11 protein-coding genes are annotated in these 13,821 nt (G+C 42.0%); 7 read left to right on the forward strand and 4 right to left on the reverse strand.

The genetic code is table 11. The features are described from left to right. The first annotated feature begins 316 nt into the window (after positions 1 to 316). Positions 317 to 2,260, forward strand: coding sequence for a ribosomal protection-like ABC-F family protein (gene abc-f / locus I6E11_RS06760; protein ID WP_235337239.1), 1,944 nt, complete (start codon positions 317 to 319; stop codon positions 2,258 to 2,260). Positions 2,261 to 2,320: 60 nt separating this feature from the next. After that, the gene (locus tag I6E11_RS06765) at positions 2,321 to 4,357 is read left to right on the forward strand and encodes a M13 family metallopeptidase (protein WP_235337241.1); all 2,037 of its coding nucleotides are present in this window, start codon (positions 2,321 to 2,323) and stop codon (positions 4,355 to 4,357) included. Positions 4,358 to 4,419: 62 nt separating this feature from the next. On the opposite strand, the gene I6E11_RS06770 is transcribed toward I6E11_RS06765, so the two are convergent. From I6E11_RS06770 to I6E11_RS06780, 3 genes are all read right to left on the reverse strand, one after another. After that, complete coding sequence (locus I6E11_RS06770; RefSeq protein ID WP_235337242.1) at positions 4,420 to 5,019, reverse strand: LysO family transporter; 600 nt, start codon at positions 5,017 to 5,019, stop codon at positions 4,420 to 4,422. After that, positions 5,016 to 5,273 carry a LysO family transporter gene (locus I6E11_RS06775; protein ID WP_394800111.1) on the reverse strand — a complete coding sequence of 86 codons (258 nt, stop codon included), beginning with the start codon at positions 5,271 to 5,273 and terminating at the stop codon, positions 5,016 to 5,018. Before I6E11_RS06775 ends, I6E11_RS06770 begins: the two co-directional genes overlap by 4 nt. Positions 5,274 to 5,784: 511 nt before the next feature. After that, positions 5,785 to 6,795, reverse strand: coding sequence for an aspartate-semialdehyde dehydrogenase (locus I6E11_RS06780; RefSeq protein WP_204401907.1), 1,011 nt, complete (start codon positions 6,793 to 6,795; stop codon positions 5,785 to 5,787). Between the two features lie 181 nt (positions 6,796 to 6,976). On the opposite strand from I6E11_RS06780, the gene I6E11_RS06785 reads away from it, so the two are divergent. From I6E11_RS06785 to I6E11_RS06805, 5 genes are all read left to right on the forward strand, one after another. Continuing rightward, on the forward strand, positions 6,977 to 9,124 hold the full coding sequence (locus tag I6E11_RS06785) for a cation:proton antiporter (RefSeq protein ID WP_235337244.1): 2,148 nt from the start codon (positions 6,977 to 6,979) through the stop codon (positions 9,122 to 9,124). Further along, positions 9,103 to 9,828, forward strand: a complete 726-nt coding sequence (locus I6E11_RS06790) for a tRNA threonylcarbamoyladenosine dehydratase (RefSeq protein ID WP_154044301.1) — start codon at positions 9,103 to 9,105, stop codon at positions 9,826 to 9,828. The genes I6E11_RS06785 and I6E11_RS06790 overlap by 22 nt, the downstream gene beginning before the upstream one ends. Positions 9,829 to 9,841: 13 nt before the next feature. Further along, entirely contained in the window at positions 9,842 to 10,492 is a 651-nt protein-coding gene (locus I6E11_RS06795; RefSeq protein ID WP_204390702.1) for an ABC transporter ATP-binding protein, read from the forward strand. A 40-nt stretch (positions 10,493 to 10,532) separates the two neighbouring features. Beyond that, positions 10,533 to 11,372: a CvfB family protein gene (locus I6E11_RS06800; RefSeq protein ID WP_235337245.1), complete on the forward strand. Its 840-nt coding sequence runs from the start codon at positions 10,533 to 10,535 to the stop codon at positions 11,370 to 11,372. Between the two features lie 129 nt (positions 11,373 to 11,501). Next, on the forward strand, positions 11,502 to 12,314 hold the full coding sequence (locus I6E11_RS06805) for a DUF4890 domain-containing protein (RefSeq protein ID WP_235337246.1): 813 nt from the start codon (positions 11,502 to 11,504) through the stop codon (positions 12,312 to 12,314). Positions 12,315 to 12,471: 157 nt separating this feature from the next. Here I6E11_RS06805 and I6E11_RS06810 read toward each other — a convergent pair whose 3' ends face one another. Continuing rightward, positions 12,472 to 13,800, reverse strand: coding sequence for a TolC family protein (locus tag I6E11_RS06810; protein WP_235337247.1), 1,329 nt, complete (start codon positions 13,798 to 13,800; stop codon positions 12,472 to 12,474). Between the last annotated feature and the right edge of the window lie 21 nt (positions 13,801 to 13,821).

Raw genomic sequence — 13,821 nt, forward strand, 5'->3', positions numbered from 1 at the left:
AACCGACGGCTTTTGTTTTTTCGTAAGCCAAACTGTTTATTTAGTGGATAAATATTTAAATTATGGACTTTTTTCTTTTATTTTGAAAGAAATCTCTTTAAAATTTTTGCAATTGTTTATTTTAATATATATTTGTGGAGACAAATTATTAATTACTATCTCTCTCTTAAATTTAATCCTTCAGTAGGGAGGCGTTCTCTGTGATTGAGAGCGTCTCTTATTTTTTGTATTCATTATAAAATCTTGTTAACCGATAATTCCTGTTTAATGTAAAAATAGTAACTTTGCCGACACTTTGTAAATCAATATGTAGAGAATGATTTCAGTAGAAGGATTAAAAGTTGAGTTTGGAGTTACTCCTCTGTTTGAGGATGTATCTTACGTGATAAATAAAAAGGACCGTATAGCTTTAGTAGGCAAGAATGGTGCAGGAAAATCTACAATGCTTAAAATTCTTGCAGGATTGCAGTCGCCCACGGAAGGCGTGGTGGCGGTTCAGCGTGGCATTACAATAGGATATCTGCCTCAGGTTATGGTGTTGAGTGATACCAAGACAGTAATGGCAGAGGCTGAAATGGCTTTTGAACATATTTTTGAGTTACAGGATAGTATCACAAAAATGAACCAGGAACTTGCCGACAGGACGGATTACGATTCTGAAAGCTACCATGAACTTATAGACCGTTTCACTCATGAAAATGAGAGATTCACTATGATGGGTGGAACAAACTATAAGGCTGAGATTGAACGTACGCTCACCGGATTGGGATTTTCAAGAACAGATTTTGACAGACCTACATCAGAGTTCAGCGGTGGCTGGAGAATGCGTATTGAACTTGCCAAGTTGCTTTTGCGCCGTCCGGATGTCCTTTTACTTGACGAGCCTACAAACCACCTTGACATAGAGAGTATACAGTGGCTTGAAAACTTCCTGAAGATGAGTCCTGGAGCAGTGGTACTTGTCAGCCATGACCGTGCTTTTATCAATAATGTTACCAACAGAACTATAGAGATTTCATGCGGACACATTTACGATTATAAGGTGCCGTATGATGAATTCATGATATTGCGTAAGGAACGTCGTGAACAGCAGCTTCGTGCTTACGAAAACCAACAGAAGGAGATAAAGGATACCGAAGATTTTATCGAACGATTCAGGTATAAGGCAACCAAGGCCGTTCAGGTTCAGAGCCGTATAAAGCAGCTTGAAAAGATTGTCCCTATTGAAATAGACGATGAGGATACTTCTTCTTTGAGACTTAAATTCCCTCCTGCCATTCGTTCGGGAAACTATCCTGTGATATGCGAGAATGTAAAGAAAGCATATGGTAATCATGTGGTGTTCCATGATGTTACACTTACGATAAACAGAGGCGAAAAGGTAGCCTTTGTGGGAAAGAACGGTGAAGGTAAGTCTACATTGGTGAAGTGTATAATGGATCAGATTCCTTATGAAGGCAAATTGGTGATAGGGCACAACGTGCAGATAGGGTATTTTGCACAGAACCAGGCACAGTTGCTTGACGAGAATCTGACTGTATTCGATACTATAGACCGAGTGGCAAAAGGTGATATCCGTTTGAAAATACGTGATATTCTGGGAGCATTTATGTTTGGTGGTGAAGCATCCGACAAAAAAGTTAAAGTGCTTTCGGGAGGAGAGCGTAGCCGTCTGGCAATGATAAAACTTTTGCTTGAACCAGTAAACTTCCTTATACTGGACGAACCTACCAATCATCTGGACATGCGCTCTAAGGATGTACTGAAAGAAGCAATCAAGGAGTTCGACGGAACAGTGATTGTGGTGTCTCACGACCGTGAGTTTCTGGACGGACTTGTAACCAAAGTGTATGAGTTTGGTGGTGGACTGGTGAAAGAACATATAGGAGGTATATACGATTTCCTTCAGAAAAAGAAGATGGAAAGCCTTAATGAACTACATCTCTCACAGTCGCCAACAGCTTCATCGCAGAAAAAAGATGTACAGCAGACGGTTCAGTCGGAAAGCAAGCTCTCTTATGAAGCCCAAAAGGAATTGAACAAGAAAATCAAGAAACTAGAGAAACATGCAGCCGATTGTGAAGACAGAATATCAAAGATTGAAATACAGATATCGCAGTTGGAAGAGAAAATGGCAACTCCCGAGGGTGCTGCAGATATGAAACTTTATGAGCAGCATCAGGAACTGAAGAATCAGATTTCGCAGATAGAGGAGGAGTGGGAAGCAGCTCTGATGGAAATAGAGGAACTTAATTCATAACAGCGGGGCTTCTTGCAAACTCATAAACTTAAAAACTAACAAACTAAATAATATCAATTTATGAAAACTAAACATTGTATTGCTTTTGCAGCATTGGCTGTGGCCGCACTGTCCGGATGTGCCGGCCAGAAAGAAGCAAAGGTTAGTACAGGTATAAACCTTGCCAACCTTGACACAACAGCAGTTCCGGGAAACGATTTCTTCCGTTTTGCATGTGGTGGTTTTAACGATTCTCATCCGCTTACAGCAGAATATTCTCGCTATGGTGCATTCGAAATGCTAATCGAGGACAATCAGAAACAGCTGAAGGAAATGATTGCAGGATTTGCTTCAAAAGAAAATCCTGCAGGAAGTCAGGGACAGAAGATTGGAGATTTGTATAATCTTGCAATGGATAGCGTTAAGCTTAATGCAGACGGTATAACTCCTATCAAACCAATGCTTGACAGAATAGCTGCAATATCAGACAAGAACCAGATAATGCAGATTAAGGCAGAAATGTTCAATAACGGTATCGGTACATATTTCAGCAATTATGTTTACGGTGACCCGAAGAACAGCACTTTGAATATTTTCCAGATTGCGCAGGGAGGTATTAACCTTGGAGAAAAGGAATACTATCTTGATACTGACGAAAGTACAACCGCTATCCGTGAACAGTACAAACTGTATATCACTAAGCTTTTCACATTGGCTGGTTTCTCAGAAGATGAGGCTAAGCAGAAGATGGCTGACGTAATGGAAGTGGAAACTGCTATTGCAAAAGCTTCTTACAGTGCTGTAGAACGCCGTAATCCAGAGGCTAACTACCATAAAATGTCATACGATGAACTGAAGAAGACATTCCCTGGCATAGACTGGGATGCTTATCTCAAGGCTTTGGGAGTAGAAGGTGTGACAGAACTTAATGTAGAGCAGATAGAGCCTATCAAGGAAGTGGAAAAACTTATAAACACTTTGCCTCTTTCACGTCATATCTCTTATCTGCAGTATAATCTTCTTGATGCTGCAGCCAGCTATCTTAGCGATGATTTCGTAGCTGCAAGATTCGATTTTTATGGCAAGGTATTGTCTGGACGTCAGGCAAACCAGCCACGCTGGAAACGTGCCGTAAACTCTGTGAACGGAATGTTGGGCGAGATAGTTGGACAGATGTATGTAGAGAAATACTTCCCTGCAGCAGCCAAAGAACGTATGGTGACATTGGTTAAGAACCTGCAGACAGCACTTGGCGAACGTATCCAGGCTCAGGAATGGATGAGCGACAGCACTAAGGTGAGAGCTATGGAAAAACTTTCTACATTCCACGTAAAAGTAGGTTACCCTGACAAATGGAAAGATTATTCAGATCTCAACATTGAGAAAGATTCATACTGGGCAAACGTATGCCGTGCTGCACAGTGGGGTACAAAAGATATGTTCAGTCGTATCGGTAAGCCGGTAGACAAGGATGAATGGCTGATGAGTCCTCAGACTGTAAATGCTTATTACAATCCTCAGACAAACGAAATCTGTTTCCCTGCTGCTATTCTTCAGTATCCGTTCTTCGATATGAATGCTGATGATGCTTTCAACTATGGTGCTATCGGTGTGGTAATCGGTCATGAAATGACTCACGGATTCGATGACCAGGGACGTCAGTACGACAAGGACGGTAATCTGAAAGACTGGTGGGCAGAAGGTGACGGCGACCGTTTCAATGAACGTACAAAAGTTATGGTTGACTTCTTCAACAACATTGAAGTTCTTCCTGGATTGAAAGCTAACGGACAGCTGACTTTGGGTGAAAACATTGCCGACCACGGAGGCTTGAATGTTTCTTATCTTGCATTCAAGAATGCTACTAAGAACAATCCTCTTCCTGAAGAAGACGGATTTACAGCCGACCAGCGTTTCTTCATTGCTTATGCAACACTTTGGGCAGGCAATATCCGTGAAGAAGAAATTCGTTCTCGTACTAAGTCGGACCCTCACTCACTTGGCGAATGGCGTGTGAACGGTGCTCTTCCACACGTAGATGCATGGTACGAAGCATTCGGAATTACTGAAAAGGATTCTATGTATCTGGCACCTGAAAACCGTTGTAGAGTTTGGTAAATATTTGCCTATAGCATAAAAAATCCGTTTGTGGTTGTATGGCCGCAAACGGATTTTTTATGTTATATAGAGCAGAAAAATGTAACCAGGAATGGTACGCTGAAATCTACAACAAATCCATGAAAGATTGAAATAACTACGAACTCTTGACCGCTGTATCGGGTGATGATGGGCAATGTGGTGTCCATAGTAGTTGCGCCTCCTGATGATATCGGGGCAAGATTGCCGAAAATCTTAACCAGTACCGGAGCCGCCACAAGTGTAATTATTTCTCTCATAATGTTTGACAATAAAGCTATAGTTCCCAACTCTGCTCCTTTATATTCTGTTATAAAAATACTGGATAGAGAGTAATATCCGAATCCGCTTCCCACTGCCATACATTCGGCTATGCTTCTGTTTGGAACAACAATACTGGCCAGTGCTGTGCCTGCCAAAGTTCCAACAATTGTCATTATGGGTAGCATTACCAGTCTTGGATTTAGCGAACGGAAGTTCTTGATGGTTTGTGAATCGTTACCAATGCTAAGACCTACACAAAACATAAGTGCGCATAATGCATAGAAACTGATGTCGGAGCATTCCTCACCGGGAACTATATTAAATAACCCTGAAAGGCATCCCAAGATGAAGAAACCTACTATAATCAAACTTCCTTTCATATTTTGCCTCCCTTTTTGCTTTTGTATAAGGCATACCACAAAGCCCACGCTGCAATACAACTTCCGGTCACGGCGAATACTGTAATGATGGCTGCATCTAATCCCAGATTTGCAATGCCTTCGGTTATCTGTTTGTTACTTCCCACTTCTGTTCCCAAAATGTAGAGTAATACCCATATCAGAACCGTAATGGCTTTGCTTATAAATGGTATTTTTTTCTTTATGGAGTATCCGGTAAGAATTCCGGCTAACATAAGGAGTATGACGGTAAACATATATTCTTTATTAAAATGTTTGGTTTATATTATTGTTCGGCAAAAGTAGTCATATTATTTTATATATCTTGCCGATTGGTGATTTTACAGCTGTTTTTATCCAGATTAAATAAATGTTTAAAATCAGGTATGATTGTTTAATAAAAGTGTATAGTATGTAAATCATGTTATAAAACATGATTATGGTGATATAATATTTGCAGATTCAATAAAAGTCATTACCTTTGCACTGTGTTTTTCATAGTATTAGATTTAAGGTTAATAAAGGTTGGAGTACAGCGGTACTCCTTTTTTTATGCCCATAATTCAAGGTGTACGATTTTTGAATAAAACGTCAAGACGTTTTAATCAAAACGACAGGACATTTTATGTAAAACGTCAGGTCATTTTTTTATGATTACTTTGTTGTGTTTTTATATATAAAAAAACGGAGATCCCAATAGGTTAGGAATCTCCGTTTTTTGTCTAATTAAATATTACTGTTGAAGAATTATCCAATGTTTTTTACTTTGATAAGATATTCAGCAATCTGAACTGCGTTAAGTGCAGCACCTTTCTTTATCTGGTCGCCTACAATCCAGAATGTAAGACCGTTTTCGTCTGCCAAATCCTTACGTATACGTCCCACATAAACAGGGTCTTTGCCGGCTAGGAACAAAGGCATAGGGTATTCTTTTTCGGCAGGATTATCCATCAGAACAAGTCCTTCGCCCTTTGAGAATGCTTCGCGAGCTTCTTCTACTGATACTGGACGTTCTGTTTCAATCCAGATGCTTTCTGAGTGTGAACGAAGGGCAGGAACACGAACACAAGTTGCACTTACCTTAACGTCTGAGTGCATGATTTTACGTGTTTCGTTGTACATCTTCATTTCTTCCTTAGTATAACCGTTTTCAGTGAATACGTCAATCTGAGGGATGAGGTTGAATGCTAGCTGATAAGCGAATTTTTCAACTGTTACAGGCTCGTTGGCCAATACCTGACGATACTGTTCGTAAAGTTCGTCCATAGCTGCTGCACCTGCACCGCTGGCAGCCTGGTATGTTGATACGTGGACGCGTTTTATATGTGTAAGGTTTTCTATGGCTTTTAGTGCCACAACCATCTGTATGGTTGTGCAGTTTGGATTTGCTATAATGCCACGTGGGCGGTCTAATGCATCTGCGGCATTGACTTCCGGAACTACCAGTGGAATATCGTTATCCATACGGAAAGCACTGGAATTGTCTATCATGACAGCTCCGTACTTGGTTATTGTTTCCGCAAATTCTTTCGAAGTACCGGCTCCGGCGGAGGTAAAGGCTATGTCAACACCCTTAAAATCATCGTTGTGCTGCAGAAGTTTGACTTCTATTTCTTTTCCACGGAATGTGTATTTTCGTCCTGCACTACGTGAGGAACCGAACAAAACTAATTCATCTAAAGGAAAATCTCTTTCTTCGAGCACTCTCAGGAACTCTTGTCCTACGGCTCCGCTCGCACCAACAATTGCTACTTTCATGTCTTTATAAATCTATTAAGTTAATATTTCCCTAACTATTATATATTCGTAAATTTTAGTCGTATTGTATCGTTTGTTATTATTTAGACTGCAAAAATAAAACATTCTGACTGATAAATATTGAAACTCGGAATTTTTTTTCTATTTTTGTTCAATAAATGAAAAATTACGATACGAATTTATGACAGATTTGCTCAATTTACTAGACCTTGATTTTCATTTCCCCATAACAGACCCGACGTGGATTTTCTTTTTGGTGCTGGTAATCATATTGCTTGCTCCTATTATCTTAGAAAAACTGCATATTCCGCACATCATAGGAATGATATTGGCCGGAGTCGTTATCGGTGAGCATGGATTTAATATCCTGGCGCGCGACAGCAGCTTTGAACTGTTCGGGAAAGTAGGACTGTATTATATCATGTTCCTTGCCGGTCTGGAAATGAATATGGAGGACTTCAAGAGCATACGTGGAAAAGCGATGGTATTGGGGTTGTTGGCCTTCGTCATTCCGTTGGGCATCGGTTTTTGGACCAATGTAAACATCTTGGGCTATGGAGTCGTCTCTTCGGTATTGCTTGCCAGTATGTATGCGTCGCATACTCTTATCGCTTACCCCATTGTCATCCGTTACGGCATAAACCGCCATCGGGCTGTAGGTATCGCGGTAGGGGGTACGGCGGTGACAGATACCCTTACTTTGCTTGTGTTGGCAGTCATCGGCGGCCTGTATAAAGGCGAGACTTCGGATATGTTCTGGGTATGGCTGGTGTTGAAAGTGTTAGTGCTTGGAGCCATCATTATGTACACTTTCCCGCCTATAGCCCGCTGGTTCTTCCGCCGTTATAGTGACAATGTGGTGCAATATATTTTTGTCATGGCGATGGTGTTCCTTGGTGCCGGACTGATGGAAATCGTTGGCATGGAAGGTATATTGGGAGCGTTCTTGGCCGGATTGGTATTGAACCGTTTGATTCCTCACGTGTCACCGCTGATGAATCATTTGGAGTTTGTGGGTAACGCGTTGTTCATCCCTTATTTCCTTATAGGTGTCGGCATGCTGATAAACGTAAACGTGTTGTTCGGGCATATAGATTCTATAAAGGTAGCTTCTGTGATGATTGTGGTGGCATTGGTCGGGAAATGGATAGCTTCGTGGTTGACTCAGAAGATTTTCCGGATGCGTGCCGTGGAGCGTGAGTTGATGTTCGGGCTGAGCAACGCGCAGGCGGCGGCCACTCTGGCGGCGGTATTGGTGGGTTACGACATTATCCTTCCCTCCGGTGAGCGGCTGTTGAACGAAGATGTGTTGAACGGGACGATTTTGCTTATATTGGTGACATGTGTTGTCAGTTCGTTCATTACCGAACACACGGCCAAGCAGATTGCCACGAGCGACGATGTAGGCTTGGATGAAGGCAAAGAGCATGAAAAAGAGCGTTTCCTGGTTCCTATAGCTAATCCGGAAACTTTGGAAAGCTTGATGAGTTTGGCGTTGGTCTTGCGCAACGAAAAGATAAGCGACAATTTGGTTGCGCTTAGTGTCATCAACGACAACAACGATTCGGTGAAGCAGGAAATGCGAAGCAAGCGTAACTTGGAGCGGGCGGCCCAGATAGCAGCGTCAACCAATGTGCGGATGAAGACTGTTAGCCGTTTTGATTTGAACATAACAACAGGCATTCTTCATACGGCAAAGGAATGTGATGCGACTGACATTATCATAGGTTTGCATTATAAGGCGAGCATCGTTGACTCTTTTTTCGGTAACATGACAGAGAATTTGTTGAAGAATACATATTTGCAAGTGATGATTGTGCGTTTCCTGATACCTGTCAATACGTTGCGCCGAATAATTGTGGCGGTGCCTCCAAAAGCCGAGTTCGAGCACGGTTTTACCAGATGGATAACATATATGTGCCGTTTGAGCAGCCAGCTTGGGTGCAGGGTGCATTTTTATGCTCCTTTGCGTACTTTGGGATACATCAGCGGTTTTATACAAAAGAAATTCAAGGACACGCGCACCGTTTATTCCGAACTTGAGAATTGGGAAGACTTGTTGTTGTTGACCGGGCAGGTTAATTACGACCATCTGCTGGTTATTGTAAGTGCGAGGTGCGGGTCTATTTCTTACGATTCTTCTTTCGAGAAACTTCCGACGCAGGTCTCCAAATATTTCAATAACAACAGCATCATGCTGCTCTATCCTGAACAAAAAGGCGATCCTAACGAGAGTCTTTCTTTCTCCGACCCGCACGGATGGGCAGAGACGCAATATTATGATAAAGTAGGTAATTGGATTTATAAATGGTTCAAAAAGAATTCGTAAATTGGCAGCAGCGCACGGAACTGTTGCTGGGAAGAGAAAAAACGGAGCGGTTACGCCGTGCCCATGTACTGGTGGTAGGTTTGGGAGGAGTAGGGGCGTATGCTGCCGAGATGTTGTGCCGTGCAGGCATAGGGCACATGACTATAGTAGATGCCGATACCGTGCAGCCTACCAATATTAACCGTCAGCTTCCGGCACTTCATTCCACGTTGGGGCAATACAAGGCAGATGTGCTTGCCACACGTTTTCGCGATATTAATCCCGATATACGATTGGATGTATTGCCTGTATATTTGAAGGATGAAGCTATTACGGAGTTGCTGGACAGTGAAAGGTTTGATTTTGTTGTTGACGCCATTGACACCGTGGCTCCGAAATGTTATCTTATATATAATGCTTTGAAGCGAGGGCTAAAGATAGTCAGCAGCATGGGGGCAGGTGCCAAGAGTGATATTACGCAGGTCAGATTTGCCGATTTATGGGAGACTTACCATTGCGGACTTAGCAAGGCTGTGAGAAAACGTTTGCAGAAAATGGGGATGAAGCGGAAATTGCCGGTGGTGTTCAGTACAGAGCAAGCAGATACGAATGCCGTCGTATTGGTAGATGACGAGCAGAATAAAAAATCGACTACAGGCACTGTGAGCTATATGCCGGCGGTGTTCGGGTGTTATCTGGCTGAATATGTGATAAAGAGAATCTAAACATTCCTGAGATATGATAGAGATAGAAGGAATAACGAAAAGTTTTGGACAACTTCAGGTGTTGAAAGGTATAGACTTGAATATTGATAAAGGTGAGGTCGTGAGTATTGTAGGACCGAGTGGAGCGGGAAAAACCACGCTTCTTCAGATAATAGGCACTCTTGACAGAGCTGATTCGGGTAGGGTAATTATAAACGGTACTGACGTAAGCCGCATGAAAGAGAAAGAACTGTCTGCGTTCAGGAATAAGGAGATAGGTTTCGTTTTTCAGTTTCATCAGTTGCTGCCTGAGTTTACTGCATTGGAGAATGTCACTATTCCTGCCTTGATTAAAGGAGTTTCAGCTACAGATGCTCGCAAGCAGGCACTTGAAATGCTGAACTTTTTAGGATTGTCAGACCGTGCATCACATAAGCCGGCAGAACTCTCGGGTGGAGAGAAACAGCGTGTGGCTGTGGCAAGGGCTTTGATAAACAATCCGGCTGTAGTGTTGGCTGATGAACCTTCGGGAAGCCTTGACACTAAGAATAAGGAGGAACTGCACAATCTGTTCTTTGAATTGCGCGATAAGCTGGGGCAGACTTTCGTAATAGTAACTCATGATGAAGGACTTGCCGGCCAGACTGACCGGACTATTCACATGCTGGATGGAAGGATTGTTTAACCAACAACTATAAACCAACAACTAACAACTATATATAATTATGAGTCATATTAAATTGGGAGAATATAACCTTCTGGAAGTCGTAAAGGAAGTAGATTTCGGGGTTTACCTTGATGGTAGCGAAGATGGAGAAATATTGTTGCCTACACGTTATGTTCCTCAGGGATGCAAGCCTGGTGACGTACTGAATGTGTTTATTTATCTCGATATGGACGAACGTCTGATAGCTACAACTTTGCAGCCATACGTTAAGGTCGGCGAGTTTGCGTGTCTTGAAGTGGCATGGGTGAATCAGTATGGGGCATTTCTAGACTGGGGATTGATGAAGGACTTGTTTGTACCTTTTCGCGAGCAGAAGATGAAAATGCTGAAAGGAAACTCGTATGTGGTGCATGTACATCTTGACGAGGACAGTTATCGTATTGTGGCGTCAGCAAAAGTTGAGAAGTATCTTTCAAAAGATATGCCGGAATACAATGCGGGCGATGAAGTGGAAGTACTTGTATGGCAGAAAACAGACCTTGGATTTAAGGTGATAGTTGACAACAAGTTCGGAGGAATGATTTTCAAGAATGAAATATTTACCGATGTGCGTACAGGCATGAAGATGACCGCTTATATCAAGCAGGTTCGTCCGGACGGAAAGATAGACCTTGAACTTCAGAAAGGGGGAGTGAAGAAGGTAGAAGATTTTGCTGACACTCTTCTGGAATATATACGCAGCAATGGTGGCTCTACACCTTTGAACGACAAGACAGAGGCAGACGTGATTTACAGTACCTTCGGTGTAAGCAAGAAGACTTTCAAGAAAGCGGTAGGCGACCTGTACAAGAAACGTCTCATAGTGCTTGAAGGCGAACAGGGAATACGTCTGGCTTAATGATATTTGTGTATATAGGGTTTATTCTATATGCTGTAGGAACTTTCCTAAAAACGTTTGGGAATATTCTGTTGTAGGGGGATTTTTATCCTCCTATTTTTGTATCAGGAAATTAAAAACAGTAAGATTATGAAGAGAAGAATTTGTTTAATGCTTATGGCAGTCGCAGCTTTTATGTTTGTATTGCCTGCCAGTGCCTTTGATTTGGGCGATGTAAGAGTGAATGCCCGTTTCCTGACAGACAGAATGGCTTTCGAACTGAAGTTGAACCAGCGTCAGTATAATGATTTGTATGAGATCAATTTTGATTTTTTCAATAATGTTGATCCGTATGTCTCGGCTTTATCGCGCGCCGATGCCCGTGCTATGGATGCTTACTACAGATTTCTTGACGAACGAAACGACGACCTACGATGGATTCTGTCAAGTTCGGCATACGTGAAGTTTATGTCTATAGATTATTTCTTCAGACCTATATATGCAGTGAATAATGTATGCTATGTGCGTATATATAAGGTGTATCCCGACAGGCGTTTCTTCTATTATGGATTGCCGGTACGTTACTACTCATACAGAGGAGCACATGGACGTAAGTTTTATGGTGGAGTGAGTTATTATAAAAAGAACTTCGGAAAGCATTACAACCATAAGGTGTATGCCGGAAATTATCAGTGCAGACCGGAGTACAGACCCCATGATTTCGGCCGACCAAATCCTTCGGTAAGACCTCCAAGACCGGTGTGTCCTCCACAAAGACCGGTTCCACCTGCAAAACCTGTCCGCCCGTCAAAACCTGTACCTCCTTCTGTGTCGCGTCCGCCTAAACATGACTATGATAAGCATGACAGATACGAACATCGCGATAAAAGAAAGAGTGAGACAATAAAGATCAATGAACGTATTGACAGGAGTTCTACACGTAAGTCAATACGTGAAATTTAAATCAGAAGCAATAGTTTTTTCATAATATACATATCTCTCTTTTATAAATCGTATTGTTTTTTTGTAAGGTAAAAGTTTAAGGATATAAAAAACGACAATACTGTATCAGTTGGTGACTGTCAGGTATTGTCGTTTTTCTGTTTTGGGTATATTGTTTTTATTTCAGAGTCAATGGTACTCCCTTATAAAAATCAAGTATCTTTGTTCTGAATATATAGTCGTATTTTGCCTGAAGCCTTTCGGATATGGCTTTCATCCAGCTTGTACGGCTTTCGTTATACTCTGTAGCGTTGGCTTTGCCTTCTGCATATTTTTCTTTCATCAGATTGAAAGAAGCTTCTGCGGCCTGGTCGGCCGTAAGGCTACTCTGGTATCTGCTTTCAGCACCAATGGCGTTATAATATGCCTGCTGAATTTCCTTGTATAGAGCTTTTTTGCTGTCCTCTAGTTGCCAATTTAATGTGTTCTGCTGTATGCGTGCACTTCTTACCTGGTTTCTTGTACTGAAACGGTTGAATATAGGAATATTCAATTGGAATCCAAAGTATTGGCTGAAGTTATCCCTTAATTGGGAACCGAACACAGGATTGTCCATACCGGCTACTTTGTAGTAGTTTGTACTAAGACCGGCCCCGAAACTGAGTTGCGGATAATAAGCACTTTTAGCTATCTTGACAGATCTTGCAGCTCCTTCCAGACGGTATTGTGCTGCTTTGATGGAAGGTTTGAACAGTACAGCCTGATTATAGATATCAGTGGGAGAGGTTATACTGCTCATATATTCTTCCATATCGGCTTGGGGAATTTCGATAGAAAAATTGTCAGGAGAAGGCAATTCGAGCAGCTGGCTTAAATCAAGTAATGCCAACTTATAGTTATTGTCGGCCTGTACTGCAGAAAGCTGGTCCTGCGCCACTCTTGACTTAGCTTCAAGCCATTCGGCTTCCGATGCTTTTCCTGTCTTGAAATATGCTTCTTTCTGTGCCAGCATCTCCTTGCTTAAATCCACTTGTACATGTGCCACCTGGGCAAGTTCATCGTTGAACAGCACTTGAAGATAGGCTGAGGCTACCTGTATGCTTATATCTTCCTTTGCCTTATTCAAATCTTCTGTTGCGGCTTGCAGATTTAATTTTGCAAGAGCGATATTATGGGTTATTTTCAGACCTGTGAAAAGTGGAATACTGGTATTCAGATTGAATGCCGTGTTTTGAGTATTCAGGCTTTTGTATGTATTGTCAGCCTGCAGGCTTCGTCCGAAATTGAATGAGTGTGATGCTCCACCGTTCAAGTCGGGTAGTCTGCTCCATTTGGCAGTGTTAAGTTCTACTGCACTTTGTTCTTTCGATGCTTCCTGCTGCTTTATGCTAAGGTTATTTTCTATGGCGTGTGTGATACATTTCTCCAAGTTCCATTTTTCCTGTGCATAGACATTGGCAGAAAGCAGAATCATAAGTGCTGAGGTGGTTATTATTCTGTTATTCATTTCAGTTCTTGGTTAAACTGT

The organism is Bacteroides caecigallinarum (genome assembly GCF_021531075.1).
Classification (GTDB): Bacteria; Bacteroidota; Bacteroidia; order Bacteroidales; family Bacteroidaceae; genus Phocaeicola; species Phocaeicola caecigallinarum_B.

Excerpts from the sequence above, each read along its gene's own strand:
- abc-f (WP_235337239.1), top strand. The coding sequence starts at position 317 with ATGATTTCAGTAGAAGGATTAAAAGTTGAGTTTGGAGTTACTCCTCTG.
- I6E11_RS06765 (WP_235337241.1), top strand. The coding sequence starts at position 2,321 with ATGAAAACTAAACATTGTATTGCTTTTGCAGCATTGGCTGTGGCCGCA.
- I6E11_RS06770 (WP_235337242.1), bottom strand. The coding sequence starts at position 5,019 with ATGAAAGGAAGTTTGATTATAGTAGGTTTCTTCATCTTGGGATGCCTT.
- I6E11_RS06775 (WP_394800111.1), bottom strand. The coding sequence starts at position 5,273 with ATGTTAGCCGGAATTCTTACCGGATACTCCATAAAGAAAAAAATACCA.
- I6E11_RS06780 (WP_204401907.1), bottom strand. The coding sequence starts at position 6,795 with ATGAAAGTAGCAATTGTTGGTGCGAGCGGAGCCGTAGGACAAGAGTTC.
- I6E11_RS06785 (WP_235337244.1), top strand. The coding sequence starts at position 6,977 with ATGACAGATTTGCTCAATTTACTAGACCTTGATTTTCATTTCCCCATA.
- I6E11_RS06790 (WP_154044301.1), top strand. The coding sequence starts at position 9,103 with ATGGTTCAAAAAGAATTCGTAAATTGGCAGCAGCGCACGGAACTGTTG.
- I6E11_RS06795 (WP_204390702.1), top strand. The coding sequence starts at position 9,842 with ATGATAGAGATAGAAGGAATAACGAAAAGTTTTGGACAACTTCAGGTG.
- I6E11_RS06800 (WP_235337245.1), top strand. The coding sequence starts at position 10,533 with ATGAGTCATATTAAATTGGGAGAATATAACCTTCTGGAAGTCGTAAAG.
- I6E11_RS06805 (WP_235337246.1), top strand. The coding sequence starts at position 11,502 with ATGAAGAGAAGAATTTGTTTAATGCTTATGGCAGTCGCAGCTTTTATG.
- I6E11_RS06810 (WP_235337247.1), bottom strand. The coding sequence starts at position 13,800 with ATGAATAACAGAATAATAACCACCTCAGCACTTATGATTCTGCTTTCT.